The sequence below is a fragment of the Streptomyces gilvosporeus genome (genome assembly GCF_002082195.1).
GTDB classification, from domain to species: Bacteria; Actinomycetota; Actinomycetes; order Streptomycetales; family Streptomycetaceae; genus Streptomyces; species Streptomyces gilvosporeus.
Genome location: NZ_CP020569.1, coordinates 3,839,300 through 3,865,727, shown reverse-complemented (window position 1 = coordinate 3,865,727; position 26,428 = coordinate 3,839,300). Strand labels below are relative to the sequence as shown.

At 69.7% G+C, this 26,428-nt stretch carries 29 protein-coding genes; 18 read left to right on the top strand and 11 right to left on the bottom strand.

All coding sequences use genetic code 11. From position 1 onward, the window contains the following. Window positions 1–151: 151 nt before the first annotated feature. On the bottom strand, window positions 152–1,105 hold the full coding sequence (locus tag B1H19_RS16985) for an RNA polymerase sigma factor SigF (protein ID WP_083105535.1): 954 nt from the start codon (window positions 1,103–1,105) through the stop codon (window positions 152–154). 260 nt (window positions 1,106–1,365) lie between these two features. Between B1H19_RS16985 and B1H19_RS16980 the strand changes: the two genes are divergently transcribed. The 6 genes from B1H19_RS16980 (at window position 1,366) to B1H19_RS16955 (ending at window position 6,947) form a co-directional block, all read left to right on the top strand. After that, complete coding sequence (locus B1H19_RS16980; RefSeq protein ID WP_030068032.1) at window positions 1,366–1,734, top strand: STAS domain-containing protein; 369 nt, start codon at window positions 1,366–1,368, stop codon at window positions 1,732–1,734. 170 nt (window positions 1,735–1,904) lie between these two features. After that, window positions 1,905–2,402 (top strand): ATP-binding protein, encoded by a 498-nt coding sequence (locus B1H19_RS16975; protein ID WP_083105534.1) that lies wholly within the window; start codon window positions 1,905–1,907, stop codon window positions 2,400–2,402. A gap of 214 nt (window positions 2,403–2,616) precedes the next feature. Next, window positions 2,617–3,339 carry an LPXTG cell wall anchor domain-containing protein gene (locus B1H19_RS16970; protein ID WP_083105533.1) on the top strand — a complete coding sequence of 241 codons (723 nt, stop codon included), beginning with the start codon at window positions 2,617–2,619 and terminating at the stop codon, window positions 3,337–3,339. A gap of 37 nt (window positions 3,340–3,376) precedes the next feature. Then, complete coding sequence (locus tag B1H19_RS16965) at window positions 3,377–4,330, top strand: hypothetical protein (protein WP_083105532.1); 954 nt, start codon at window positions 3,377–3,379, stop codon at window positions 4,328–4,330. Between the two features lie 152 nt (window positions 4,331–4,482). After that, a complete protein-coding gene (locus tag B1H19_RS16960) occupies window positions 4,483–5,490 on the top strand; it encodes a hypothetical protein (protein WP_083109699.1) in 1,008 nt (335 codons plus the stop codon). A 26-nt stretch (window positions 5,491–5,516) separates the two neighbouring features. Then, window positions 5,517–6,947: a hypothetical protein gene (locus B1H19_RS16955; RefSeq protein ID WP_107426397.1), complete on the top strand. Its 1,431-nt coding sequence runs from the start codon at window positions 5,517–5,519 to the stop codon at window positions 6,945–6,947. An 86-nt stretch (window positions 6,948–7,033) separates the two neighbouring features. Here B1H19_RS16955 and B1H19_RS16950 read toward each other — a convergent pair whose 3' ends face one another. After that, window positions 7,034–8,563 (bottom strand): peptide MFS transporter, encoded by a 1,530-nt coding sequence (locus B1H19_RS16950; RefSeq protein WP_083105531.1) that lies wholly within the window; start codon window positions 8,561–8,563, stop codon window positions 7,034–7,036. A 484-nt stretch (window positions 8,564–9,047) separates the two neighbouring features. Between B1H19_RS16950 and B1H19_RS16945 the strand changes: the two genes are divergently transcribed. Next, window positions 9,048–9,728: a response regulator transcription factor gene (locus tag B1H19_RS16945; protein WP_030068025.1), complete on the top strand. Its 681-nt coding sequence runs from the start codon at window positions 9,048–9,050 to the stop codon at window positions 9,726–9,728. A gap of 15 nt (window positions 9,729–9,743) precedes the next feature. Beyond that, window positions 9,744–10,997, top strand: a complete 1,254-nt coding sequence (locus tag B1H19_RS16940; protein ID WP_083105530.1) for an ATP-binding protein — start codon at window positions 9,744–9,746, stop codon at window positions 10,995–10,997. Window positions 10,998–11,051: 54 nt separating this feature from the next. Here the strand turns inward: B1H19_RS16940 and B1H19_RS16935 are convergent, their stop codons facing one another. Both B1H19_RS16935 and B1H19_RS16930 read right to left on the bottom strand, forming a co-directional pair. Next, the gene (locus B1H19_RS16935; protein ID WP_083105529.1) at window positions 11,052–11,600 is read right to left on the bottom strand and encodes a GtrA family protein; all 549 of its coding nucleotides are present in this window, start codon (window positions 11,598–11,600) and stop codon (window positions 11,052–11,054) included. 163 nt (window positions 11,601–11,763) lie between these two features. After that, window positions 11,764–12,195, bottom strand: coding sequence for a protease inhibitor I42 family protein (locus B1H19_RS16930; RefSeq protein WP_083105528.1), 432 nt, complete (start codon window positions 12,193–12,195; stop codon window positions 11,764–11,766). A gap of 78 nt (window positions 12,196–12,273) precedes the next feature. Between B1H19_RS16930 and B1H19_RS16925 the strand changes: the two genes are divergently transcribed. The 4 genes from B1H19_RS16925 (at window position 12,274) to B1H19_RS16910 (ending at window position 16,610) form a co-directional block, all read left to right on the top strand. Next, window positions 12,274–13,464, top strand: coding sequence for a 5-(carboxyamino)imidazole ribonucleotide synthase (locus B1H19_RS16925; RefSeq protein WP_257789464.1), 1,191 nt, complete (start codon window positions 12,274–12,276; stop codon window positions 13,462–13,464). Beyond that, the gene (purE, locus tag B1H19_RS16920) at window positions 13,461–14,003 is read left to right on the top strand and encodes a 5-(carboxyamino)imidazole ribonucleotide mutase (protein WP_083105526.1); all 543 of its coding nucleotides are present in this window, start codon (window positions 13,461–13,463) and stop codon (window positions 14,001–14,003) included. Before B1H19_RS16925 ends, purE begins: the two co-directional genes overlap by 4 nt. Then, on the top strand, window positions 14,000–15,196 hold the full coding sequence (locus B1H19_RS16915; protein ID WP_083105525.1) for a dipeptidase: 1,197 nt from the start codon (window positions 14,000–14,002) through the stop codon (window positions 15,194–15,196). The genes purE and B1H19_RS16915 overlap by 4 nt, the downstream gene beginning before the upstream one ends. Window positions 15,197–15,353: 157 nt before the next feature. Further along, window positions 15,354–16,610 (top strand): dipeptidase, encoded by a 1,257-nt coding sequence (locus B1H19_RS16910; RefSeq protein WP_237289353.1) that lies wholly within the window; start codon window positions 15,354–15,356, stop codon window positions 16,608–16,610. Window positions 16,611–16,652: 42 nt separating this feature from the next. Here B1H19_RS16910 and B1H19_RS16905 read toward each other — a convergent pair whose 3' ends face one another. Together B1H19_RS16905 and B1H19_RS16900 are read right to left on the bottom strand one after the other, a co-directional pair. Next, window positions 16,653–17,036 carry a VOC family protein gene (locus B1H19_RS16905; RefSeq protein ID WP_083105523.1) on the bottom strand — a complete coding sequence of 128 codons (384 nt, stop codon included), beginning with the start codon at window positions 17,034–17,036 and terminating at the stop codon, window positions 16,653–16,655. A 109-nt stretch (window positions 17,037–17,145) separates the two neighbouring features. Then, window positions 17,146–18,486 carry a UDP-glucose dehydrogenase family protein gene (locus tag B1H19_RS16900; RefSeq protein WP_083105522.1) on the bottom strand — a complete coding sequence of 447 codons (1,341 nt, stop codon included), beginning with the start codon at window positions 18,484–18,486 and terminating at the stop codon, window positions 17,146–17,148. A 222-nt stretch (window positions 18,487–18,708) separates the two neighbouring features. On the opposite strand from B1H19_RS16900, the gene B1H19_RS16895 reads away from it, so the two are divergent. The 3 genes from B1H19_RS16895 (at window position 18,709) to B1H19_RS16885 (ending at window position 21,176) form a co-directional block, all read left to right on the top strand. Continuing rightward, window positions 18,709–19,866, top strand: coding sequence for an acyl-CoA dehydrogenase (locus B1H19_RS16895; RefSeq protein WP_083105521.1), 1,158 nt, complete (start codon window positions 18,709–18,711; stop codon window positions 19,864–19,866). 125 nt (window positions 19,867–19,991) lie between these two features. Then, the gene (locus tag B1H19_RS16890) at window positions 19,992–20,786 is read left to right on the top strand and encodes an SDR family NAD(P)-dependent oxidoreductase (RefSeq protein ID WP_083105520.1); all 795 of its coding nucleotides are present in this window, start codon (window positions 19,992–19,994) and stop codon (window positions 20,784–20,786) included. 42 nt (window positions 20,787–20,828) lie between these two features. Next, the gene (locus tag B1H19_RS16885) at window positions 20,829–21,176 is read left to right on the top strand and encodes a MerR family transcriptional regulator (protein WP_083109697.1); all 348 of its coding nucleotides are present in this window, start codon (window positions 20,829–20,831) and stop codon (window positions 21,174–21,176) included. On the opposite strand, the gene B1H19_RS16880 is transcribed toward B1H19_RS16885, so the two are convergent. Beyond that, entirely contained in the window at window positions 21,103–21,612 is a 510-nt protein-coding gene (locus B1H19_RS16880) for an ATP-binding protein (RefSeq protein ID WP_083105519.1), read from the bottom strand. The two genes, B1H19_RS16885 and B1H19_RS16880, sit on opposite strands and share 74 nt — an antisense overlap. Before the next feature lie 266 nt (window positions 21,613–21,878). On the opposite strand from B1H19_RS16880, the gene B1H19_RS16875 reads away from it, so the two are divergent. Genes B1H19_RS16875 through B1H19_RS16865 form a run of 3 tightly spaced genes read left to right on the top strand, consistent with a single transcriptional unit; the run spans window position 21,879 to window position 23,157 of the window. Continuing rightward, window positions 21,879–22,760 carry a helix-turn-helix domain-containing protein gene (locus B1H19_RS16875; protein ID WP_083105518.1) on the top strand — a complete coding sequence of 294 codons (882 nt, stop codon included), beginning with the start codon at window positions 21,879–21,881 and terminating at the stop codon, window positions 22,758–22,760. Between the two features lie 11 nt (window positions 22,761–22,771). Then, the gene (locus B1H19_RS16870; RefSeq protein WP_083105517.1) at window positions 22,772–22,960 is read left to right on the top strand and encodes a DUF397 domain-containing protein; all 189 of its coding nucleotides are present in this window, start codon (window positions 22,772–22,774) and stop codon (window positions 22,958–22,960) included. Continuing rightward, a complete protein-coding gene (locus tag B1H19_RS16865) occupies window positions 22,960–23,157 on the top strand; it encodes a DUF397 domain-containing protein (protein ID WP_083105516.1) in 198 nt (65 codons plus the stop codon). Before B1H19_RS16870 ends, B1H19_RS16865 begins: the two co-directional genes overlap by 1 nt. On the opposite strand, the gene B1H19_RS16860 is transcribed toward B1H19_RS16865, so the two are convergent. From B1H19_RS16860 to B1H19_RS38680, 4 genes are read right to left on the bottom strand one after another with little or no spacing between them, the layout of a single operon-like run. After that, entirely contained in the window at window positions 23,154–23,843 is a 690-nt protein-coding gene (locus B1H19_RS16860; RefSeq protein ID WP_083105515.1) for a hypothetical protein, read from the bottom strand. The two genes, B1H19_RS16865 and B1H19_RS16860, sit on opposite strands and share 4 nt — an antisense overlap. Then, window positions 23,843–25,156, bottom strand: coding sequence for a hypothetical protein (locus B1H19_RS16855; protein WP_083105514.1), 1,314 nt, complete (start codon window positions 25,154–25,156; stop codon window positions 23,843–23,845). The genes B1H19_RS16860 and B1H19_RS16855 overlap by 1 nt, the downstream gene beginning before the upstream one ends. Continuing rightward, window positions 25,153–25,455 (bottom strand): hypothetical protein, encoded by a 303-nt coding sequence (locus tag B1H19_RS16850; protein ID WP_083105513.1) that lies wholly within the window; start codon window positions 25,453–25,455, stop codon window positions 25,153–25,155. Before B1H19_RS16850 ends, B1H19_RS16855 begins: the two co-directional genes overlap by 4 nt. Before the next feature lie 25 nt (window positions 25,456–25,480). After that, window positions 25,481–26,248, bottom strand: a complete 768-nt coding sequence (locus B1H19_RS38680; protein WP_159028062.1) for a hypothetical protein — start codon at window positions 26,246–26,248, stop codon at window positions 25,481–25,483. Window positions 26,249–26,428 lie beyond the last annotated feature (180 nt).

Below are 26,428 nucleotides of genomic sequence, written 5' to 3'. Positions count from 1 at the left end.
GGCCCTGGAGCCTCCGGAGCGGAGGCTTCCGGCAGGGCTCACCGCAGGGGAGCCGCACAGCAGAGGAGGGCCCGTCCCGAAACCTCGGGGCAGGCCCTCCTCTGCGCGGGCGGCGGCCGGCCCTGGCGGACCGGCGGCGCGACCGCGGGGGTCACTCCTCGACCATCAGCCCCTTGCGGAGCCGGCCGAGCGTGCGCGAGAGCAGCCGGGAGACATGCATCTGAGAGATGTTCAGCTCCTCGCCGATCTCGGACTGCGTCATATTGGCCACGAAACGCAGCGAGAGGATCTTCCGGTCGCGCGGCGGGAGTTCGGCGATCAGCGGCTTGAGCGATTCGACGTACTCGATGCCTTCGAGGCCGTTGTCCTCATAGCCGATGCGGTCCGCCAGCGCGCCTTCGCTGTCGTCCTCCTCGGGCTGGGCGTCCAGCGAGCTCGCGGTGTAGGCGTTGCTCGCGGCCATCCCTTCCACGACCTCGTCCTTGGTGATGCCGAGGCGCTCGGCGAGCTCGCTCACCGTGGGGGCGCGGTCCAGCTTCTGGGCCAGCTCGTCGCCGGCCTTGGCCAGATCCAGCCGCAGTTCCTGAAGACGCCTCGGTACGCGCACCGACCAGCTGGTGTCACGGAAGAAGCGCTTGATTTCGCCGACGATGGTCGGCATCGCGAACGTCGGGAACTCCACGCCTCGGCTCAGCTCGAAGCGGTCTATCGCCTTGATCAGGCCGATCGTGCCGACCTGGACGATGTCCTCCATGGGTTCGCTGCGGGAGCGGAACCGGGAGGCCGCGAACTTCACCAGGGCGAGATTGAGCTCTACCAGGGTGTTGCGGACGTAGGCGAATTCATGAGTGCCTTCCTCGAGCGTTTCCAGCCGCTCGAAGAGGGTCTTGGACAGTGCCCGCGCGTCCACCGGGCCCACCTCGTCGAAGGGCGGGATCTCGGGCAGACCGTCGATCTCGGGAATTTCCGTGAGATCGGATTCGGCGGCGAGGGACGGGGCAGGCGCCGACTGGGACGGGATGTGCCCGGTCGGGTCGGACTGTGGTGTCGACGAGGTGTGCTGCCGGGTGTCGTCGGTGCGCATTTCGTCGAGCCGGGGTGACATGTGTCCTCCATCGTTCTCGGCATATGGCTGCCGAAGCCTCTACGTGAAGCTGCGGTGTGCGGCGCCTCCAAAGCCGGCCGTTTCGAATGTGTCTCCATCTACGCCTACCTGGCTTTGCATGAAGATGGCAAGTGCGTGTTGTCCATATCTCGTGCTATATGGGGATTGTTCGGCTACCCCTGTGCGGAGGGAGGGCGTAGTGTTCGACACGCGCAGTCGTAAGCAATCAGACGCCGAGACAGCAAAAGGGGTGCGCACGGATGGACCGCGGGACGGTCGGCAGTGCAAGCCGTGGCCGGCTGCAGGTCGCGATCCGGCATCACGGCGCCAGTGCGGTCGTGACTGCCGCCGGTGAGCTCGATCACCACACCGCAGATCTGTTGCGCGAGTCACTGGAGGGGTGCGTCGACGATGGATATGCACGCCTGGTGGTGGACTGCTCACCCCTTGAATTCATGGACTCCACCGGACTCAATGTGCTGCTCGGCGCCCGCCTGAAGGCGGAGGCCGCGGGGGGCGGGGTCCATCTGGCCGGCATGCAGCCGGTCGTGGCCCGGGTCCTGGAGATCACTGGTGCGGATGCGGTTTTCACGGTGCACGACTCCCTCGATGCGGCACTGTCCGACTGACCGTCGCCACCCGGATGGTTGCAATCCGGGCACGTAGTACGTGTCACAACTTCCGTACCCAACAAGTGGGTGTTCTCACGGTCCGGTCGGGCAGGAGACATCTGAATCCGTTAGTAACCAGTCAGTTATCTGTTGTCCGTGAAAAGGCGAATCGGTGAGGTGAAGCGCTGATGAGCACCACCCGGCCGTACCCGCCGGGCGATCTTGGCCCGGAGACGGGTGGCCCGGGCGCCTCCGCCCCGCAGGCCGCCGCGCCGGCAGGCCAGGTCCGCCGGCTGCGCCTGGCGGGCACCCGAGGCGCGGTGGCGCGCGGTCGTGACTTCGCCCGCGAGGCCCTGCACGACTGGGGCTGGCTGCCGGCCGCCAACGCCGACCAGCGCGCCGCGGCCGAGGATGTGCTGCTTGTCGTCTCCGAGCTGGTCACCAACGCCTGTCTGCACGCCGAGGGGCCGGAGGAGCTGCGGCTGCGGTGCACCGCCAAGGTGCTGCACCTGGAGGTCAGCGACCTGGGCACCGGATCGCCCGCGCCGCGCAATCCGCACCGCCCGGGGCGCCCCGGAGGCCACGGCATGTTCATCGTGCAGCGCCTGTGCCTGGACTGGGGAGTGGTACGCAACTCCGACGGCGCCGGCAAGACCGTCTGGGCGGAGCTCGCCGCACCGTCCTGACAGGCGGACGGAACGTCACGAGGCAAGCGCGGGCCTGCGGGCCCGCGCTTTGTCGTCTCCCCGCCCGGCCCGCCCCCGCGCATGCGCCCGCCCGCTCCGATCGTGGCTGCGCTGTGCCTTCCCTCGGCAAGGCCCCGGGCGTACCTTGACGGCCAATCTGATGTGCCGTCAGTAACATCCGGCGGTGCGCTACCCGGGAGAAGGGGAGATCGAGGTGGCCCGCTTCTGTGAACCACACGGCAGGCGCCCGCGCCGTACGGCCGCCCTGGCCGCGGTCGTGGCGATGACGGCGGGATCCGCGGTGCTGCTCACCGCGCCGGCCGCTCACGCCGAGGTCGTCGACGTCAACTACCAGTGCAAGACGCCGATCGGCAACAAGGGCGCGGTGTCGCCCATCGACATCAAGGGCACGCCCAGCGGCGGTGTCTATCAGCTCGTCATGTCCTTCCAGAAGGGCGTCTCCTCCAGCCCCGTCGAACTGGGCAAGGGCGCCATGAAGCCGAGCGCGCTGATCCAGCTGGGCGGTGCGGACAGCGGTACGGTGCCGGTCGCCGGGCCGCCGAACGACAAGGCGATACCGGCCAACACCCCCATCAAGATCAGCGACCTCAGCGGTACCTACACGCCCAAGGCGAGCGGCAAGGTCACCTTCACCGCCTCCACCCTGACCATCAAGGCCCTGGGCACCACGACCACCTGCACCCCCAGCAACCACCCCAAGCCCTCGCTGTCCCTGGACGTCAAGGGCTCCGGTGGCTCGGGGGGCGCCTCCGGCAGCAGCGGCGGGGCCGGCGCGGGCGGCGCCTCCGGCGGCGGCCAGCTGCCGCAGACCGGACCCGCGGACTCCGCCATCGCGCTGGGCACCCTCGGCGGCACGGTCCTGCTGGCCGGGGCGGCCGGCACGCTCTGGCTGACCCGGCGCGGCCGCCAGGTCTGACGCCGCCCGTACGAGCCCCGCTCCGGAGGAGCCGCCGATGCCCTTCCGTACTCCCGCAGTGCTCAGCGGTGCGGTCCTTGCGGCCGCCGCCGTACTGCTGTGGCCCGCTCCGGCCCTGGCCCGGCCCGCCGCGCCGGGGTGGTCCGCCGCGCCCGCGCCCGGTGGGGGCGCCCGGCCGAGCGCGCAGGACCGCCCGTACTTCTACCTGGAGGGCGCGCCGGGCGCCGTGCTCGACGACCGGCTCGCGCTCACCAACCCGTCCCGCCGGCCCGTCACCGTACGGCTGAGCGGCTCCGGGACCGGCGGCCGGCTCGCCTTCGCGGCGGCGGAGGTGACCCTTCCGCCGCGGACGCGCGCCGGGGTGCCGTTCACCCTGGCCGTGCCGGCCGGCGCCGTCCCCGGCAGCCGCTCCGGCACGATCACCGCGACCGCGACGGCCGGGGGCGGCGCCCAGGCCCGGGTGCCGCTGCACCTGCGGGTGACCGGACCGGCGCTGTCCGCGCTGACCGTCGAGGGCGTGTCGGTGGTGCGGGGGAGCGGCGACGGGGCGGTCGTGCGGTATGCGCTGGTCAATAGAGGAAACACCGTTCTGCGGCCGCGGGTTGCACTCCGCGCCGACGGGATCTTCGGCGCGACGCTGCACCGCCCCGCCCGCCCCCTGCCGGACGCGCTACGGCCCGGACAGCGCATCGACCGCACCGAAAAATGGCCGGATCCGCCCGCTCTGGAGCCGGTGGAGGTCCGGGTCACGGCGACGGCGGGACAGGGGGCGCGGGGGGCCGCATCGGCCACGTACACGGCGGTTCCGTGGGGCGCGGCCGCGGGCGCGGCCGCCGTCCTGGCGGCGGGCGCGGGCACCTGGGGCGTCGTACGCAGGCGGCGGCGCACGCGACGGGGGAGGGACGGCGCGGGGCCCACGGCAGCCGCCCGCACGGCCACAGGCACCGCATCGGGATCGGTACCGGTACCGGGATCAGGAGTGCGAGCGTGAACGGCGAAACGGTGACGGAGACGACGACGGACACGGCGACCGCCCCCACCCCGACGACGGCCCCCGCCCCTGCGAGTGCCCCCACTCCGACGACGGCCCCCGCCCCTGCGACCGCCCCCACCCCCGCGCGGCGGGCCCTCGCCGCGCTCGTCCTGGGCGCCCTCTGCCTCGCCCTGGCGCTGGCCGCGCTCCCCGCCGCCCCGGCGCACGCCACCCCCGCAGCCGTCGACGGCGGGCCCTCCGTCCGGCTCTCCGAGAAGCAGGCGGGCAAGGGTGGCACCCTCACCGTGACCGGCCGGGGCTGGCGGGCGAAGACGCTGCTCACGCTGCTGATCTGCGGCCAGAACATGATCGGCGGCACCAATACCTGCGCCAACGGCGACGGGCGGGCCGTCACCACCGACGCCCACGGCGCCTTCCACCAGCGCCTCCCGGTCGCCGAGCCGCCCAAGCCCTGCCCCTGTGTGGTGCATGTGGCCACGGTGACCGGGCCGGCGGATGCCGCCGACGCCGCGTTCACGGTGGCCGGCCACCCCGTCGCGCCGCTGCCCAAGGAGAGCGCCGGGGGCCGGCTGACCGTCCTCGCGGCACCCCGGCTGGCGGGCAGCAGTGGGCTGCTGACGTGGTTCGGGGCGCCGCCGCAGCGCGAGCTGACGCTCACCGTCGGCAACGTCGGATCGGCGCCGGCGCGGAATCCGGTCTTCCAGATCGGTACGTCGCACGGCGTCTTCGCGCCCGAATGGCAGGACCAGCAGTGGCGCGGCACCCTCCCGGCCGGAAAGAAAACCCAGGTCACGCTGCCGGTGGAGCTGGCCGCAGGGGCGCATGGGGACTATCTCGTCTCGCTGAGATACGGCGGCAAGCTCCTGGTCGAACAGCCGTGGGGGGTGGGGCGCCCGTGGGGCGTGACGCTGTTCTGGGTGCTGCTGTGCGTGGTGATCCCGACGGCGGTGTTCCGTATCGGGATGGCGGTCGTGGACCGCGTACGCCCCCGTCGGCCGGGCCCTGCCGCCCGCCACCGACACGGCGGCACCAGGAAGGCACGAGGAAGCGTGACCAGGGGCGACGGCGAGAGCGCCGCGCTGCCGTGGTTCACCCCGGACACCGCACCGTCCACCACCACATCCACCGAACGACCCCCGTCGAAAGGTTCTGCGTGATGACGCCGATGAGGCAGATGGTGCTGATGAGGCAACGGAGAAGAGTGGGCGTGGCTTCGGCGGCCGCGCTGGTGCTCGCGGGTGCGGGCGTCCTGGCCACGGCCACCTCCGCCCAGGCGGCGGAGGTGTCGTACCGGACGGAGTGTCTGCCGCCCCCGATATCCGGGCTGCCGCCGATCGAGGGCACGACGAAGGTGGCGGTCAGCGCGCCGGCGACGGCGAAGGTCGGCGACGAGGTCACGGTGGTCTGGAAGACCGTCGAGGGGGCGTCCAAGAACCCCGACATCCTCGACCTGGGGGAGAACACCGTCCAGCCGACCGGCACGATCAAGGTGGCCGGGGCGCAGAGCGGCGATCTGCCGATGCAGGGGCCGCGGCAGAATCCGCCGATCCCCAAGGGCGCCCCGATGAAGCTGTCCGATATGACGGGCAAGCTCAAGCTGGAGAAGCCCGGTGAGATCACCCTGACGCCCGGCTTCTACAACATCAACGTCAACAAACCGATCTCGACGGACACCAAGTGCTCGCCCAAGGAGGCCGTGAAACCGGCCGTCACGATCAAGGTGACCGGCGGCGGGGGCGGCACGACGGGCGGTTCGTCCGGCGGCGCGACGGGCGGCACGGCCTCCGGAGGCGGCACCAGCGGAGGCACGTCCGGCGGCGGCACGTCTGGCGGTGATACGTCCGGCGGCTCCACCGGAGGCTCGTCCGGCGGCTCCACCGGAGGCACCGGCGGCGACCCCGACGGCACCGCCTACAAGGGCAAGGAAGTGCAGGTCCCGTACTCCTGCAAGACGCCCATCGGGGACAAGAAGGCGACCTCGCCCGTACAGATCAACGCCGTGAAGAAGAGCGGCAGTTACGACCTGACGGTCCAGTTCAAGAAGTCCGTCATGAACAGCCCGGCGGACATCCCCAAGAACTCGGTCAAGCCGTCGATGGACGTGAAGGTGGGCGGCGCGGACAAGGGCTCGGTCAAGGTCGAGGGTCCGACGAACGACAAGCCCATCAAGTCGGGCGACCCCATCGAGATCCCCGACCTGAAGGGCACCTACAAACCGGGCGCCACCGGCAAGGCCACGCTGACCCCGGGCGTGCTCACCGTCAACGCCCTGGGGACGACCACCGTCTGCACCCCGGACAAGGACCCGGGCGCCTCGCTCACGCTGGACACCTCGGCGCAGCAGGGCGGCACGTCCGGCGGGACCACGGGCGGTACGGGCGGCGCCTCCGGCGGCAGCGCGGGCGGCGACACCACAGGCGCCAGCACGGGCGCCACCACGGGCACGACCGCAGGCACGACCACGGGTGCCACCGGGGGCTCCTCCGGCGGCCTCGCCGCCACCGGCGCGAGCGACCACGGCACCCTCACCGCCCTCGGACTGCTGGCCGGCACCGCCATCCTGCTCGGCGGCGCCGTCTTCGCCTTCACCCCCCGGCGGTACCTGCGCCGCTAGGGCCTGGACGGCACGGGGAGCGGCAGACAACCGGAAGGGCCCGGTACGCAGCGGCGTACCGGGCCCTTCCGTAGCTGCGTGTCGCGTCAGCGGACGTCGCCCATCAGCGCGATGATCTTCTTGCGGCTCAGCCACACCGCGGCGCCAGCCAGCACCGCCATACCGGCCTCGACGGCCAGCACCGGGGGACCGCTCAGGTCCGCGCCGCCGGTGGACAGCAGCGTGGTGATGCAGTCGCCCGCGGTGACGGCCAGAAACCACACGCCCAGCATCTGGCTGGCGTACTTCTGCGGCGCCATCTTGGTGGTCACCGACAGGCCGACCGGGGACAGGCTCAGCTCGCCGATGGTCTGGATCATGTAGATGGACAGCAGCCACATCGGGCTGACCTTCGAGCCGTCCGAGGCCATCATCATCGGGATGATGAAGACGACGAACGAGGCGCCGATGAAGAACATCGCCATGGAGAACTTCACCGTGGTGCTCGGCTCGCGGTCGCGGCGCGCCAGCCGCAGCCACAGCCACGCCATGACCGGGGCGAGGGCCATGACCCACAGCGGGTTCACGGACTGGAACCACGAGGACGGGAAGTCCAGCCCGAAGACCTGACCGTTCGTCTTCTTCTCCGCGAAGACGGACATCGTCGAGCCCGCCTGGTCGAAGATCATCCAGAAGAGCGCGGCGGCCACGAAGAACCAGATGTAGCCGCTGACCTTGGTCTGCTCGGTGTCGGTCAGCTCCTTGTCGCGCTTGATACGGGCCAGGACCGTGATCGGGATGATCAGGCCGAGCAGCGCGAGCGGGATCACGGCCCAGTTCAGGGTGAAGTGACCGGTGAAGGCGACCACGCCGTAGAAGACCGCGGCGACGGCGACCCAGATCAGGCCCTTGCGCAGCCACATGGCGCGCTCCTCCGCCTGGAGGGGGCTCGGCACGACGCTGGACTGCGGGCTGAGGTGGCGGGTGCCGATCAGGAACGACACCAGGCCCAGGGCCATACCGAGCGCGGCGAGCGCGAAGCCCAGGTGCCAGTTGACGTCCTGGCCGACGGTGCCGATGACCAGCGGCGCCGCGAAGGCACCGATGTTGATGCCCATGTAGAAGAGGGTGAAGCCGCCGTCCCGGCGCGGGTCCTGAGGACCGTCGTAGAGGTGGCCGACCATCGTCGAGATGTTGGCCTTCAGCAGACCCGAGCCCACCGCGACCAGCGCCAGACCCGCGAAGAAACCGCCCTGGCCCGGTACGGCCAGCGCCAGGTGGCCGGTCATGATGACACCCGCCGCGATGGCGACGGTCTTGCGCGGGCCCCAGATGCGGTCGCCGATCCAGCCGCCGGGCATGGCCAGCAGATAGACCATCGCCACATAGATGGAGTAGATGGCCGAGGCGGTGGCCACATTCATGGCCAGACCGCCGCCCTGGGCGCCCTTTTCGGCGTCCGGACCACCGGAGATCAGGTAGACCACGAGCAGGGCGCGCATGCCGTAATAGCTGAAGCGCTCCCACATCTCGGTCATGAAGAGCGGGGCCAGTCCGCGCGGGTGGCCGAAGAAGGTTTTGCCGCCGTCCGCAGGGGTTCCCTGCTTGGCCGCGCCCTTCGTCAGGCTGGACGCCATGGTGAATCCTTGGTCTGCTGGGGACGCGTTCGGTGATCCGTTACGCGCCCTGTGGGGGTGACCGGCACCGGTGCAGACATACCCGCCCCACGTCCGGGGGGTTCGGCACCGCACGAAACGGAGCCGGCAAGGCGGTCATGCACCGGGATCCACGCCCCCCGTGCTGCTGCTCGGCGGACCCGGTCGAAAGGTCAGTCACTGTGTACCGGGACTGGGGATTCCAGCCCCGCACACAACAGGGACCGATGACACCAGTTGAGCGTCAGCGGTCCTTAGGTTGTGCGATGGACGTGCGGACACCATACGTCTGGTTCCGCCGCAATGGGAGTGGTGAGACAACGGTCACACTGACGCCGGGAACCGTTTGAACTCCGCCCCGCCGCGGGTGTCCAGCTCACGGCCCCGGCCCGCCCCGCAGCGATCACACGCAGCCCTGCGCGCCGGACCGCCCCTTCGGCCTGCTGCCGCGGACTACCATCGGCCCATGACCCGTGTACTGCTCGCCGAGGATGACGCGTCCATCTCGGAGCCGCTCGCCCGCGCACTGCGCCGCGAGGGTTACGAAGTCGAGGTGCGCGAGGACGGCCCCACGGCGCTCGACGCCGGTCTCCAGGGCAATATCGACCTGCTCGTGCTCGACCTGGGACTGCCCGGCATGGACGGCCTGGAGGTCGCCCGCCGGCTGCGCACCGAAGGCCATTCCTTCCCGATCCTGGTGCTGACCGCCCGCGCCGACGAGGTGGACACCGTCGTCGGGCTGGACGCCGGCGCCGACGACTACGTCACCAAGCCCTTCCGCCTCGCCGAACTGCTCGCCCGGGTACGGGCCCTGCTGCGCCGCGGCTCCACCGCCGAGGCCCAGCAGCCGCCCGCCACCCACGGCGTGCGGATCGATGTGGAATCCCACCGGGCGTGGATGGGGGACGACGAACTCCAGCTGACGGCGAAGGAGTTCGATCTGCTGCGCGTCCTGGTGCGGGACGCCGGCCGGGTTGTCACCCGCGACCAGCTGATGCGCGAGGTCTGGGACACCACCTGGTGGTCGTCCACCAAGACCCTCGACATGCACATCTCCTGGCTGCGCAAGAAGCTCGGTGACGACGCCGCCAACCCCCGTTACATCGCCACCGTCCGCGGTGTCGGCTTCCGCTTCGAAAAAAGCTGAAAGAACCAGGACCCCGTGCGCCGCCGCCTGATCAACTCCACGCTCGCCGTGGTCCTCGTCGTCATCGCCGTCTTCGGTATCTCGCTGGTCATCGTCGAGACCCGCACCATCGAGGCGGGCGCCCAGGAGAGCGTGGCGTCCGAGGCGGTACGGCTGGTGGGGATCGTGGAGAGCCGGATGGGCAGCGGCGAGAAGATCACCCCGGAGGTTCTCTCCGAGCAGATCACCGCCCACCGCTACGCCGAGATCCGGGTGCCCGGCAAGCCCCACCAGCCCATCGAGATCGGGCGGCGCCCGGCGGGCGATGTGATCTCCTCACGGGTCCAGGGCGACCGCGGCGAATGGGTCATGGTCCAGGAGTCGCGCTCCTCGGTCAGCGCGGAGATCGGCCGGACCCTGCTGGTGATCCTGGCCGTCGCGCTGCTGGCGATCATCGCGGCGGTGATCCTTGCCGTACGCCAGGCCCGCCGGCTGACCGCCCCGCTCACCGACCTCGCCGAGACCGCCGAACGGCTGGGCTCCGGCGACCCCCGCCCCCGCCACCGCCGCTACGGCGTCCAGGAACTCGACCGGGTCGCCGACGTCCTCGACGCCAGCGCCGAACGAATCGCCCGGATGCTCACCGCCGAGCGCCGCCTCGCCGCCGACGCCTCCCACCAGCTGCGCACCCCGCTGACCGCGCTGTCCATGCGGTTGGAGGAGATCACCCTCACCGACGACCCGGACACCGTCAAGGAAGAGGCCACCATCGCGCTGGCCCAGGTGGAGCGGCTGACCGACGTCGTCCAGCGGCTGCTGACCAACTCGCGCGATCCGCGTACCGGCTCGGCGGTCGCCTTCGATCTGGACGAGGTCGTCAAACAGCAGGTCGAGGAGTGGCGCCCGGCCTATCGCAGCGCCGGGCGGGCCATCGTGCGCTCCGGCAAGAAGGGGCTGCGGGCCGTGGGCACCCCGGGCGCGGTCGCCCAGGTGCTGGCCACCTTGATCGAGAACTCCCTGATGCACGGCGCCGGAACGGTCGCCCTGCGCACCCGTGTCACCGGCAACCAGGCCGTCGTCGAGGTCACCGACGCCGGCCCCGGCGTCCCCCCGGACCTGGGCTCGCGGGTCTTCGAGCGGACCGTCTCCGGCCGCAACTCCACCGGGCTGGGCCTGGCCGTCGCCCGCGATCTGGCCGAGGCGGACGGCGGGCGCCTGGAGCTGCTCCAGCAGCATCCGCCGGTGTTCGCGCTGTTCCTGGCGCGGGAGGCGGAGAACATCGAGGAGTGAGCCGTACGGCCGCCCGCACGGCGGCTTCCCGGCTCCCTCTTCCCGGCTCCCCGGCTACTTCCGGGACCCGCTGCGGCTGGTGCGCGCCGGGCCGCCGACCGCCTCGGCCTCCGGCGCCCCCTCGACACCGGCCGCCAGAAACGCCTCGGCGGTCTCGACGGCCTCGCGGGCGGGCAGCGCCCGGAACACCCAGGTGCGGTACGACCAGAAGCGGAAGAGCGTCGCGACGCCGATGCCGAGGAACTTGAAGACGTTGCTCTGCAACGGGCTGTCCCAGCCGAAACCGTAGGTCGCCGCGTACAGCAGCCCGTTCTCGATGATCAGGCCGATCACGCTGAACAGCAGGAAGAGCGTGAGCTCCTTGGTGCGGCCCTGCTTGTCGCAGTCGCGGTAGGTGAAGTAGCGGTAACCGAGGTAGTTGGTGCCCGTGGCCACGACCGTCGCCACGATGCTGGCCCGTACGACGGGTATCTCGGTCAGCTGCCGTACGAGGTTGAACACCGCGAAGTTCACGACGACCCCCGCGCCGCCGACCGCGCCGAACTTCACCACTTCCCGGGTGAGCGTCTCCAGCCGCGACCGCAGCACGCTCCGTTCACTCATGGTGATCGTTCAGCTCCCGTCGTGGGCGGTGGTCGTGGGCGGTTGCGGGGGCGCGGCATGACGGCCGCTCGTCCCCCCGGGCCGCTCCCTCATGCTAACCACGGGCCGAAAGCGGTGCCCGCCGCATACCGCTTCCGGCCACACCTCTCTCGGTCACGGGCAATCAGCCCACGGTCACACGGAAATTGAGGCTCCGCGCACCGTCCTCGTCAGCCGCCCCCTCGGCACACCGCCGGCAGTGCAGCAGCCGCAGGTCCGTACGGCCCTCGCCGACCGCCGCGAAGTCGAGATAGCGGGAGCCGCCCGTACCGGAGGGCGGCGGCTCGTCCCGGTCGAGATGGCTGCCGACGGCCTTCAGAACGGCCGGATCGGGACGGGGGGCGGCGACGATCCAGCGGTAGCCGTCGCCGGGGTCGTCCGCGACCCGGATCTCGAAGCGCTCGCCGGGTGCGACGGAGATCTCACTTTCGCCCGCGTCGTAGACCGCCGGCCCGGACAGCCGGCTGATGACGGAGTGCACCGCGATCAGCAGGGCGGCGATCGCGACGGCGATCACCAGCAGCCGGCAGTTCCTGGCTAAGCCACTCGTCCCCATGCGGTCTCTCCTTCGCTCGCCGGTCGTCACCGGCGATTCGTCGTCACCGGCGATTCTCGGACGCCGCGTCTTTGGAGCATCATCCAAGAGGGGGGTGGGGTGGCACTGGGGTGCGGATACCCTGGGGGCGTGACGTTCCCGGTAGTCGGCATGGTCGGCGGCGGTCAGCTCGCCCGTATGACCCACGAGGCAGGCATCCCCCTCGGCATCAAGTTCAAGCTCCTCAGCGACACCCCGCAGGACTCGGCGGCCCAGGTGGTCAGCGAGGTCGTCATCGGCGACTACCGCGACCTGGACACGCTGCGCTCCTTCGCCCGTGGCTGTGATGTGCTCACCTTCGATCACGAGCATGTGCCCACCGAGCATTTGCGGGCACTGGAGGCCGATGGCATCCCCATCCGGCCCGGCCCCGAGGCGCTGGTGCACGCCCAGGACAAGGGCGTGATGCGCGCGAAACTGGATGCGATCGGGGCGCCCTGTCCGCGTCACCGCCTCGTCTCCGACCCTGACGACGTGGCGCGTTTCGCGGCCGAAGGGGACGGCTTTCCGGTGATCCTCAAGACCGTCCGCGGGGGCTATGACGGCAAGGGCGTCTGGTTCGTGCGATCCTCCAAGGAGGCCGCGGAACCGTTCCGCGCCGGGGTGCCGGTTCTGGCCGAGGAGAAGGTCGATTTTGTCCGGGAACTGGCGGCCAACATCGTCCGCTCCCCGCACGGCCAGGCCGTCGCCTACCCCGTCGTGGAGTCCATCCAGGTCGACGGCGTCTGCGACACCGTGATCGCCCCGGCACCCGACCTGGACCCCGAGCTGGCCGGGCAGGCCCAGGAGCTGGCCCTGCGCATCGGCCAGGAGCTGGACGTCGTCGGCCACCTCGCCGTCGAGCTCTTCGAGACCGCCGACGGCCGGATCCTCGTCAACGAGCTGGCCATGCGCCCGCACAACTCCGGCCACTGGACCCAGGACGGCGCGATCACCTCGCAATTCGCCAACCACGTCCGTGCCGTGCTCGACCTTCCGCTCGGCGACCCCCGCCCGCGCGCCAAGTGGACGGTCATGGCCAACGTCCTCGGCGGCGACTACCCCGACATGTATGCGGCGTATCTGCATTGCATGGCGCGCGATCCGCAGCTGAAGATCCATATGTACGGCAAGGACGTCAAGCCCGGCCGCAAGGTCGGACACGTCAACACCTACGGCGACGACCTGGCGGATGTGCGCGAGCGCGCCGCGCACGCCGCCGGCTATCTGCGAGGAACAATCACCGAATGAGCTCCCCCAACGGTTCCCCCGTCGTCGGCATCGTCATGGGCTCCGACTCCGACTGGCCCGTCATGGAGGCCGCCGCCCAGGCCCTCGCCGAGTTCGAGATCCCCTACGAGGTCGACGTCGTCTCGGCACACCGCATGCCGCACGAGATGATCGCCTACGGCGAGAACGCCGCCGACCGCGGCCTGAAGGCGATCATCGCGGGCGCGGGCGGCGCGGCCCACCTCCCCGGGATGCTCGCCTCGGTCACCCCGCTGCCGGTCATCGGGGTCCCCGTACCGCTGAAGTACCTCGACGGCATGGACTCCCTGCTGTCCATCGTGCAGATGCCCGCCGGGGTGCCGGTCGCCACCGTCTCGGTCGGCGGCGCCCGTAACGCCGGACTGCTCGCCGCCCGGATCCTCGCCGCGCACGACCCCGAACTCCTCTCCCGGATGCGCGAGTTCCAGCAGGAGCTCAACGACCAGGCCACCGAGAAGGGCCGGCGGCTGCGCAACAAGGCCGCCGCGCCCGGCGGCTTCGGCTTCGGAGGCGGCAAATGACCGGCTCCCGCGACGCCGCCCGGGAACTGCTCGCCCGCTGGCCCGTCGTCGACGGCCACAACGACCTGCCCTGGGCGCTGCGTGAGCAGGTCCGCTACGACCTCGACCGCCGCGATATCGCCGAGGACCAGTCCGCCCATCTGCACACCGACCTGCCCCGGCTGCGGGCCGGCGGCGTCGGCGCCCAGTTCTGGTCGGTGTACGTACGGCCCGACCACGCCGGCGACAACGCGGTCAGCGCCACCCTCGAACAGATCGACGTGGTACGGGAGTTGCTCGCCCGCTACCCCGACGACCTGAGCCCCGCGCTCACCTCCGGCGACATGGAGGCCGCCCGCGCCCAGGGCCGTATCGCCTCCCTGATGGGCGCCGAGGGCGGCCACTGCATCAACAACTCGCTGGCCACCCTGCGCACCTTCCACCGGCTGGGCGTCCGCTATATGACGCTCACCCACAACAGCACCATCGACTGGGCGGACTCCGCGACCGACGACCCGCGCCACGGCGGCCTGACGACCTTCGGCGAGGAGGTCGTCCGCGAGATGAACCGGTGCGGGATGCTGGTCGACCTCTCCCATGTCTCGGCCGACACCATGCGCGATGCGCTCCGCATCACCACCGCGCCGGTGATCTTCTCGCACTCCTCGGCCCGCGCCCTGTGCGACCACCCGCGCAACATCCCCGACGACGTCCTGGCCCAGCTGCCCGCCAACGGCGGCACCGCCATGGTCACCTTCGTGCCGAAGTTCGTGCTGCCCGCCGCCGTGGAATGGACCGTCCGCGCCGACGAGAACATGCGCGCGCACGGCCTGCACCACCTGGACACCACCGCCGCCGGAATGGCCGTCCAGCGGGCCTTCGAGGCCGCCGACCCGCCTCCGGCGGCCACCGCGGCCACCATCGCCGACCATCTCGACCATATGCGTGAGGTCGCGGGCGTCGACCACATCGGCATCGGCGGCGACTTCGACGGCACCGCCTTCACCCCGACCGACCTCGCCGATGTCGCCGGCTACCCGAACCTGATCGCCGAGCTGCTGGACCGCAAGTGGTCCGAGGCCGACCTCGCCAAGCTCACCTGGCAGAACGCGGTCCGCACGCTGCGCGTCGCCGAGGACGTCGCCCGAGAGGAGCAGGCCCGGCGCGGCCCCTCGCTCGCGACCATCGAGCAGCTGGACGGCGTGGCGTCGTAGGGCTCCTCCGAGGGGCCGGGGCGGAGGGCCCTGGCGGGCAACCACGCTTCCCGGCCCACCGCCCACGGCAACCCACGACGGCTCCTGCCCCGGCCTGCCGCCATAACCCATACGCATCGCTCACCGCGAACCGCAGGGGGCGCCATGCAACGGTGGCGTGACCACTTCCCGCCCGTGGGAGAACGCCATGGCCGATCTCGCCCCCGCAGAGCCGACCGACCCCACCGGGGCCCCGGAGATATCCGGGGCCCTCGACAGCCCCGAGTTCGCGGACCCCGACCGGACCGCGGGACCGCTGCCGCTCATCCCGCGCGGCCCGGTCGCCCGTGCCCGCGCGCTGCTCGCCGCGCACCCCGTCGTCGACGGCTGCAACGGCCTGCCCTGGGCGCTGCGCCGTCGCACCGGCCACGATCTGACCCCCGGCCACCACTTCGACCTCGACCAGGGCGAGACCGGCGTCCGCACCGACCTGCCCCGGCTGCGGGCCGGCGGCGTCGGCGGCCAGTTCTGGTCCCTCCAGGTGCCGGCCGAGCTGACCGGCGAGGCCGCCGTCAGCGCCACCCTCGAACAGATCGACTTCGTCCACGCCCTGGTCCGCGCCTACCCCGACACCCTGCACCTCGCGCTGACCGCCGACGATATGGCCGAGGCCCGCAACGGCGGCCGGATCGCCTCGCTCCTCGGCTCCGCCGGCGGCCACGCCATCGACAGCTCCCTGGGCGTGCTGCGCTGCTTCCACCGGCTCGGCGTGCGCTCCCTGGCCCTGACCGCCGACCGCAACACCCCCTGGGCGGACTCCGCGACCGACGCCCCCAGGGCGGGCGGGCTGACGGTGTTCGGCGAGGAGGTCGTCCGCGAGATGAACCGCCTGGGCATGCTGATCGACCTGTCGTGGTGCTCCGCCGACACCATGCGGCACACCCTCGCGCTCACCAGGGCCCCGGTGATCTGGACCCGGACGGCCGCCTGCGCGGTCAGCGGCCACCCCCGTAACGTCCCGGACGAGGTGCTCTCCCTGGTGCCCCGCAACGGCGGCGTCTGCATGGTCACCTTCGCCCCCGAGCAGCTCACCGACGGCGGGGGCCCCGCCGGCGTCCAGGACATCGCCGACCACCTCGACCATCTGCGGACGGTGGCCGGCCCCGACCACATCGGCCTCGGCGCCGGCTTCGACACCGACCCGGCCACCGCGCACCGCAGCCCCCTGCCGGATGTCGCCGGCTATCCGCTGCTGATCGCCGAACTCATCGACCGCGGCTGGTCCTTCCACGACCTGGCCGCGCTGACCTGGGGAAATGTGCTACGGGCGCTACGCGGCGTGGAGTCGGTCGCCCGCTCGGTACGGGGCCGCCGCAGCCCGTCGACGGCGACGATAGAGCGGCTGGACGGCGGGCGGCCGGACGGCGAGCGGTAGGGCGGCCGGAGGCCGGGCGGTCCACCGCTCACCCGGCTGGGTCTACCGCTCGCACATGCACAGGCAGAACGGATGCCCCGCCGGATCCAGATACACCCGGAAGTCCCGGATCCCGTCATCCGGCTGGACCAGCTTCGCCCCCAGCCGGATGACCTTGGCCTCGGCCTCGTCGATATCGGCGGGCCGGACGTCGAAGTCGAGGTGCAGCTGCTGCGGCCGCTCCTGGCCCGGCCAGCTCGGCGGCCGGTACCCCTCGGCCACCCGCTGGAAGGCGAGGGTGCGGCCGCGCGGCCCCTCGACCTCCACCCACTCCTCGTCGTCCTCGTCCTCCGCCACCCGCCAGCCGAGCATCTCGGCGTAGAAGGCGGCGAGCGCACGGGGATCGGGACAGTCCAGCACCGTGACGCCGAGCTCGATCACAGCCATGGCACTCCTCCTCGTCTCATGCCGTCTCGTTCGGTCTCGTTTCGCTACCGCATGATGACGGACGAGGAGCGGCCGTACGCCGCAATTTCCGTGCGCCGCAAGGTAGGCGTTACGCCTGCGGGCGCCCCAGGGCCCGGTACGTCCACCCGGCCTTGCGCCACAGCCCCGGGTCCAGGGCGTTGCGCCCGTCCAGGATCCGCCGCTCGGACACCGCATCCCCCAGCTCCGCCGGGTCCAGCTCGCGGAACTCGCTCCACTCGGTCAGATGCAGCACCACATCCGCCCCGCGCACCGCCGCCAGCGGGCTGTCCGCATACCCCAGGGTCGGGAACACCCGCCGGGCGTTCTCCATGCCCTTCGGGTCGTACACGGTCACCTGTCCGCCCTGGAGATGGATCTGGCCCGCGACGTTCAGCGCCGGCGAGTCGCGGACATCGTCCGAATCCGGCTTGAAGGTCGCGCCCAGTACGGCGACCCGCTTGCCCAGGAAGGAGCCGCCGACCGCCTCCCGGGCCAGCTCGACCATATGGCCCCGGCGCCGCATGTTGATCGAGTCGATCTCGCGCAGGAAGGTCAGAGCCTGGTCGACGCCCAGCTCACCGGCGCGCGCCATGAAGGCCCGCAGGTCCTTGGGCAGACATCCGCCGCCGAAGCCGATCCCGGCGCGCAGGAACTTCTTGCCGATCCGCTCGTCGTGCCCGAGGGCCTCGGCCAGCTTGACCACATCGCCGTCGGCCGCCTCGCAGATCTCGGCCATCGCGTTGATGTAGGAGATCTTCGTGGCGAGGAAGGCGTTCGCGGCGGTCTTGACCAGCTCGGCGGTCGGGAAGTCCGTGACGACGAACGGCGACCCCTCCGCCAGGGGCGTCGCGTACACCTCGCGCAGCAGTTCCTCGGCGCGCTCGCTGGTCACGCCCGCCACGATCCGGTCGGGGTGCAGAGTGTCCTGGACGGCGAAGCCCTCGCGCAGGAACTCCGGGTTCCAGGCCAGCTCGGCGGCCTCCCCGGCGGGGGCGGCGGCCGCCAGCCGCTTCGCGAGCCGGGCCGCGCTGCCCACCGGCACGGTCGACTTGCCGACGACGAGCGTGGGCCGGGTCAGATGCGGCGCCAGCGCGTCGAAGGCGCTGTCCACATACGACATGTCGCACGCATACTCACCGTGCTTCTGCGGAGTGTTGACGCAGACGAAATGCACCTCACCGAAGGCCCCGGCCTCCTCGTACGAGGTGGTGAAGCGCAGCCGCCCGGTGGAGCCCTCGATCCCCGCCACATGGCGGCGCAGCAGCTCCTCCAGCCCCGGCTCGTACATCGGGACCTCGCCGCGCTGGAGCATCTCGATCTTCTCCGGCACCACGTCCAGCCCCAGCACCTCGAAACCCAGCTCGGCCATGGCGGCGGCGTGGGTGGCACCGAGGTATCCGGTGCCGATCACGGTGATCTTGAGGGGCATGGATGCTCCAGACGCTCTCCGGGGGAAAATGGTGCTGACCGAGCATAGTCGCGCACCCTGCGGCCGACCCCCGCCGTAGGGCCCCTCACCTGGGGCTGTCGGCAACCTCACGTGAAACGCCCGTATCCGGAACCCCTAGCGGCCCCTAGAATCCCATTGCGTAAGGGTTACTTAACAGTAGTTAGCTGTAGGCCACATCAGCTCACAGGGGAGTGAGAAACCTTGGCGGGAACCGCTGATTTCGATCTGTACCGGCTTTCGGAGGAGCACGACATGCTCCGCGAGTCGGTGCGTGCCCTCGCCGAGGCGAAGATCGCGCCGTTCGCCGCCGCGGTGGACGAAGAGGCGCGCTTCCCCCAGGAGGCGCATGACGCGCTGGTCGCCAACGACCTGCACGCGGTGCACGTACCGGAGTCCTACGGCGGCGCCGGCGCCGACGCGCTGGCCACCGTCATCGTCATCGAAGAGGTCGCGCGGGTCTGCGCCTCCTCCTCCCTGATCCCGGCCGTGAACAAGCTGGGCTCGCTGCCGGTCATCCTCTCCGGCTCCGAGGAGCTGAAGAAGCAGTACATGACCCCGCTCGCCAAGGGCGAGGGCATGTTCTCGTACTGCCTCTCCGAGCCGGACGCGGGCTCCGACGCCGCCGGCATGAAGACCAAGGCCGTCCGCGACGGCGACTACTGGGTGCTCAACGGCGTCAAGCGCTGGATCACCAACGCCGGCGTCTCCGAGTACTACACGGTGATGGCCGTGACCGACCCCGAGAAGCGCTCCCGCGGGATCTCCGCCTTCGTCGTCGAGAAGTCCGACGAGGGCGTCTCCTTCGGCGCCCCCGAGAAGAAGCTCGGCATCAAGGGCTCCCCGACCCGCGAGGTCTACCTCGACAACGTCCGCATCCCCGCCGACCGCATGATCGGCGCCGAGGGCACCGGCTTCGCCACCGCGATGAAGACCCTCGACCACACCCGCATCACCATCGCCGCCCAGGCGCTCGGCATCGCCCAGGGCGCCCTGGACTACGCCAAGGGCTACGTCCAGGAGCGCAAGCAGTTCGGCAAGCCGATCGCCGACTTCCAGGGCGTGCAGTTCATGCTCGCCGACATGGCCATGAAGATCGAGGCCGCGCGCCAGCTGACGTACGCCGCCGCCGCCAAGTCCGAGCGCGGCGACAAGGACCTCACCTTCCAGGGCGCGGCGGCCAAGTGCTTCGCCTCCGACGTCGCGATGGAGGTCACCACGGACGCCGTCCAGCTCCTCGGCGGCTACGGCTACACCCGCGACTACCCGGTCGAGCGCATGATGCGCGACGCCAAGATCACCCAGATTTATGAAGGCACGAATCAGGTGCAGCGGATCGTGATGGCGCGGAACCTGCCGTAGCGGTTCTCCTTCCTCACTGTCCTTGCTCACGGCCCCCGGCGTCTTGCCGGGGGCCGTTGCGATGCCGCTGCCGGGCCCTTCCGATTTGACCTTGTCATTGGCGGCAGGGTTCCAGACTCCCGGCCATGGAGAACGAGGTCCCGGAGCACGGGCACGCACAGCACACACAGCACACGCGGGACAGGGTCGTCATCGTCACCGGAGCGGGCACCGGCATCGGGCGGGCCACCGCGCGGCGGTTCGCGGCGGACGGAGCGCGCGTGGTCGCGGTGGGGCGGCGCCCCGGACCGCTGGCCGAGACCGCCGAGGGGTACCCCGGCATCCGCCCGTACCCGGCCGACATCACCGGGGACGGGGTGCCGCAGGACCTCGTGCGCCGCACCGTCGAGGAGTTCGGGCGGCTGGACGTCCTGGTGAACAACGCCGGGATCGTCGGCGGCGGGCAGCGCGGCCCGCTGACCAAGGAGCGCATCGCGCCGCTGATCGCCACGAACCTGACCGCGCCGGTGCTGCTGATGCAGGCGGCACTGGAGGAACTGGAGCGGACCGGCGGGGTGGTGGTGAACATCAGCACCTCGATCGGGCAGCGCGGCTGGCCGTCGCCCGACACCGCGGTCTATGCCGCGACCAAGGCCGGGCTCGAACTGCTCACCCGCAGCTGGGCGGTGGCCTACGCGCCGCGCGGCATCCGCGTCGTGGCCGTCGCGCCCGGCGCGATCGAGACCCCGATCGGCAGCCACCAGGGGCTGTCGGAGGAGCAGTCGCGCGAGATACGCAAACGGCAGACGGCCGTGACGCCGATGGGGCGCCTGGGGCAGCCCGAGGAAGTGGCCTGGGCCGTCGTCCGGCTCGCCGAGCCCTCGGCGTCCTTCGTGACCGGTGTCGTGCTGCCCGTCGACGGCGGGGCCGTGGTCGGCTGACCGGGGTGGCGGTTGATAGAAAGGCCGCCGGAGGTGGAGCCGGTGCGGATCGGGGACTTGGCGAAGGCAACGGGGACGACCCCGCGGGCCCTGCGCCACTACGAGGCGGCGGGGCTGATCTCCTCGCTGCGGGCGGACAACGGGTACCGCGAGTACGACGGCCATGCGGTCGTCCGCGTACGCAACATCCGCTACCTCCTCGACGCCGGCCTCACCCTCGCCGACGTGCAGTGCTTCACGAGCTGCCTGGACGGCGACATGCCCGCGTCCCGGCCCTCACCGCAAGGGCTCCGCATCGCCCGGGAACGCCTGGAGATCATCGACGCCCGGATCGCCGCCCAGACCGAGGCCCGCGACCGGCTGGCGAGCCTGTTGGAAGCGGCGAGCTGAGCCGACCGGATTCTGACTGCCGCATCCCCAACTCGAACCACGTCGCCTTCCCCCGCCCCGGCCCGTGGTGGCAGACGCCCCAGGCATCCGCCCCGTACGAGATGAGCGCGAGGCCGCGGCCCGACTCGTCGTCCGGGGAAGGCACTTGGCATACGGGGAGCCCCGGCGCCTCGTCGTGCACGAGGACGCGCAGCCGGTGCGGGTCGTGCCACTCGGCGAAGAGGGTGACGGGTGTGGTGCAGCCCTTCGCCGCGCAGGCGTTGACGGAGTTGGTGACCGCCTCGGAGGTGAGCAGCAGCGCCTCGTCGGTGAGGTCCCTGCGGCGCGCGACGAGCAGCAGCGCCCGTACGGTCTCGCGGGCCGCGCGCACCCATACGGGGTCGGGCGGGAAGACGAGGGAGACGAGGTGGGGTGGTTCGGTGGGGGTGAGCGTCATGGGGCGGCCTCCTGAGTGAGTGCCGGGGCCTGGGCGGCGGGTGGGGTGCGGTGGCATTGCCGTGCCGTTCGGTCCTCAACTTCCGTTGAGCACGGTGCACTTCCGCGTTGTGCCGCGCTGAGCGGGACGTCCATGACGCTAGGGAAAGGTTTTCCTGTAGCGCAACAATTTCCGATGAAGATGCCCCGCACGAGTGGTAGTTGGGGATGCCGGTGGACCGTGGCCCGCGCCCCTCGACAGACTGCGCGGAGCTACGAGGAGGACGAATGGCACCGAGGACGCAACCCAGCGAACGCCAGCGACGGCTCGGCGCAGAACTGCGCAAACTCCGGCTGCGCGCTGGGATCTCCGGAAGTCGGGCTGCCGAGATCCTGGATGCCGACCGTGCGCGCATCAGCAACATCGAGGCGGGCCGCATCGATGTCTCACGCAATCGGCTCTACAAGGTTCTCCGCGAGTACGGGTGCCCCGACGGCCCGTACTTCGACGCGCTGATGGAGATGGCGCAGAGCCGGGGAGTTGGGTGGTGGGACGAGTTCCGGGATGTAATGCGGCGCCAAGCGCTCGACCTGGCGGAGATGGAGTCGCGGGCTGCCAGCATTCGGGTCCACGAACCTCTGGCCATCCCTGGCATGTTCCAGACTGAGGACTACGCACACGCCGTGATGCAGGCTGTGTCCCCGGACATGGGGCCTACTGATCGATTTGTGCAGTTCAGAATGGCTCGACAGCGCGTTCTCACCTGTGAGGCGCCGCTCCCGTATCACGCGGTGATCCACGAGGCCGCGCTTCGCGTTCGGGTCGGTGGCCCGCAGGTCATGCGCAAGCAGTTGAGGAAGCTGATCGAGGTAGCCCGGCTGCCCAACGTAACCGTCCAGGTCTTCCCGTTCGAGCGAGGTGCCTACCCGGCGTTCAGCCGTCCTTTCGTCCTCTTCGGCGGCTCAACTGGGGAGTTGGACACCGTCTATCTCGAACACTCGCTCAAAATCGTTTTTCTGGGGGATGGAGCGGACGTTGATGACTACAGCAAGATGTTTGAGCGGTTGTCCGACCTGGCGCTGGACCCGGTTGACCCGGAGGCCGCGCCCGAGTCCCACATAGGGCGGGACTCGCTGAGCTTGATCCAGCATGCGATGTACGAGCTATGAGAGGGAGCGGGATGTCCCAGCTCACGTGGCAGAAATCTTCATTCAGTACCCACCAGGACACCGAGTGCGTCGAGGTAGCGACCGGCCTCGACGGAACGGTCCACCTCCGCGAATCCGACCGTCCCACCGACGTCCTCACCATGACTCCTACCCGCCTCCGCGTCCTCCTGGAGTGCGTCAAGGCCGACGGGCTGGACTGATGCCCCAACTCACTTGGCAAAAGTCCTCGTTCAGCGGCGGCGGCAACGGTGACTGCGTCGAGCTGGCTGCCGACCCCGACGGCCGCATCCACCTCCGCGAAAGCGACCGACCCGGCGACATCCTCACGATGGCGCCGGGCCGGCTGCGGGCTTTCGTGGAGTACGTCAAGGGCGAAGGGATGTTGAGGCCCCGCTAGCCGAAGGGTGACGCCATCGCAGCACGAGCTTCTGCCTCGGGGGCCGTAAGTGTCTGGGGGGCAGTGAACGAGATTCCGGCGGCCACCAGCGTGGCCAGCTCCAGGAATTCCTCCTGTGCCTCGAGGTTCTCCGTGGACATATTGACGATCGCTGCCTGCGGGAGGTGGGGGAACGCAATCTGGAACGTGGCGGAGAGCACTTGGGACACACTGTCGTCCTCGACGCCGAAGAAGGCCCCAGGGAGGGGCGCCTCCTGTGCTGACACCACGACCGCAGCGACGCCCGCCGGCAATTCGACAATGCCCTTCTGGAGGCCTCGACTGGAGTCGGGGTGAGTTTCCAGAGCCTTGCGGGGGTAGAGATTCGCGTCGCCAGGTGCACGGTCGACCACGGATATCTGGCAAAGGCCTGAAAGGAACGTGTCGTCCTCCGTGCGCAGCATGAACGAACTCAGATGCACGAGTCCTTCTTCGGCGATCTCGCCGACAATGGCTTCGTAGCTGAGTACGGCTGCTACCAGTTGTTCCGGTGTCACAGAGGGGAAGGTCTGCTCAAGCTGGTTGTAGTGGGCTTCCATGCGGCGCTCGGCGTCAGACGAGAGGTCCACTGGGTGGAACCCTTCGGGGAGGGTGAACCACAGCGGGATCAACTCAACCAGTTCGGTGTTCGGGGATTCTTCGGGCATCACAGAGCCTTGGCTATCGAGATGACCTTCTTCAGCGGATCGTTCAGCATTCCGGCACCGGCGACGCCGTCGCCACCCACAGTGGCCCACTTCGACGCATTGTCGGTTGAGCTGCCGTGGCTCCACCCCATATCCAGAGTCATGGCAGTGGGAGATGCCAGCGCTCCCGTCACGGTGGCCTGGACTGTGTCGGCTGCGTTCATTGCCCATTCCTTCGATCTGCCGAGCTTCATCGCAAGCTTTTCAACGGGGTGACCGATAACGCGATTGGAGGAGTCCAGGGCCGTGTCCACGGCCACCTTGCGAAAAGCCCCCATCCCTGACTTCGCGGCCTGTGAAACAGTTGCCGTGGTCTTGACGATCGCACCAGCCTCACGAGCGGCGCCGAGGGCTGCCTTTCCCCCAGCGATCGCAGCCTTTGTCCCCTTGATGGCCGGTCCCACTCCCGGCACGGCACCCAACACATCACCTCCCAGCGTGGCCCATTCGCCCAGGTTCTTCGATGTCGGCGGCCACATGTCCTTGCCGCTCTTGATGTACTGGTTGGCATGCTGGGCTGCGGCGGCCAGGCTGAGGCCGATGGCGAGGGGGGCCAGCGCCGGGCAGAAGATGGCGGCGATCCCGGCAATGGCAGCCGCGGTCGTCAGCAGATCTCCACCGTGCGCGTCCCACCATTTCTTGAACTTGTCCCAAGTGCCGCCCTCGGGGGCGTAGTCACTCGCGTGCTTCCGGATCGCGTCGGCGTATTCCTGTGCAGTGTCCCCGTGATGGGTCTCCAACCTCTCGGCGTCATGTATCAGGTCCTGCAATGCGCTGTTGGCGCTGTCCAGGGTCTTTGTGGCTCCATCGAGTCGGGTTTGGGCGGCATCCAGCTTGTGCTGGGCGTTGACCTGTGAAGCCTCGTCATCGAATATATGGTCGGCCAGGCCGAGGTCTGGGTTGTTGCGTGCGGCCTGACAATCCTGCTCGGCCTGTTCGGCCTTCTTTCTCGCCGCTTTGGCTTCTTCCTCGTAGTGACCAGCCTTGACCTTCATGTCATGGAGTGCATCGCTCCACTTCGATATCTCGCCACTCGCAGCCTTCAGGGAATCATGTGCGCGCTTGAGATAATCGGGAAGGTCTTTCACCTTCTTGGAAAAGGCTTTGGATGCTTCCCCGGTCCAGTAGGAGCTCTCCTTGTCCAGGGAGTCGAGCAGCTCGTAGGTGCTCTGCAGGGTTGCCGCGGTCCGTAACAGGTTATTCGACAGGTTGGTCGCCAAGGGGGGATGACCCGGCGTCGGGTTCCAGCCGAGGCCACTCCAGTCGTCCGTCACTTCGTTCCCCTTCCCGCTCCGTTGACTGCGTCGTTAATCTCCTCTTCGGTCTGCTCATAGGCCTTGAGGATGTGCGGAAGTGCCTCATTGAGCACCTTGATCCGCTCTTTGATCTTGCTCAATCCGCTCTCCCAGTCGTCTTCGAAGTCCTCGCAGGCCTTGTCGAGTGACCGCCTGCCCAGATTCTTCGGGCCGGTGTCCTTCATCCGCCGTAGCGCTTCTTCGAGCTGGGTTTCGCTGTCTGCCAGCTTCTTCTTCAGTTTGCGCAATTCATCAAGACTGACCGTGAAGTCCGCCATCGTGCCCCTCTTTTTTTCCGCCTGATTACCGATTCCGCTGCTCGTTGTCCCACGCGGCAACGACTTCACCGTAGGCGGCGAGTGCCGGCCCGTAGCGCTCACGGCCCTCTCTGCGCACCGTGAAAGAACGCTTGAACAAGAGGAAGGCGCCGGGCAGCAATGTCACACCGAGCGCATGAGCCACCACGATGAAAATCACGTCTCCGGGGCCCGACACGGAAAAGCTGCCGTTCGCCCAGGCTGCGACGAGACCGATCACGACGGGAACACCAGGAACGGCACAGAGGGCGCCGCGCACGAGCAACCGCTCGTGGCTGGTATGGGCCTTGCGCAGACCCTCCTCCGCTTCTTCCACGGTTGCCGCGTCCAGCGGGTCGAATCCCGCGCTTTCACGAATCGAGCGGGCGGCCCTCTGAGCCGCAAGGCTCTCCCGCACCTGCTCGACAGGCGGGCCGCCCCGGAAGTCCCTGTTCGATGCGTAACCGGGCGTTGTCCCCGCACGGTAGAAGAGCCAGAGTCCCCGGGTGCCATGGGTCTGTCGCAGGAATCCTTCCTCCCGAGCGACTTGCTCAGCCTGCGCAGTGGAGATTCCCGGATAATCGCCCGGGGCTATACGGAGATGTCCGCGCACATTCGGAGTTCCCGTACGCAAGGTGCGGCGCAGGTTCTCTATCCGCTGCTCCAGCGGGAATTTTTTCCGTGCGCGGCGCAAACTCCAGGCACACAGGCCACCGACGATCCAAAGAGCGGCCAGCCCGAAGAACACCCACTGCACGAATGCCGGGGGGTGCATCCAGTCGACTTCTCCACCTGGCGAGGCTGTGAACAGGGCATCAGCAGGTAACACTTGGACTCAAAACCCCCTGATGATGCGCCAGCCCTTGCCGACCTCGGTGTGCTGAGAAAACGGACGCGTTCGTAGCCGCACATACGCCCCCGCAAGCGACATCGGCCGGATCGCCATTCGATCAGG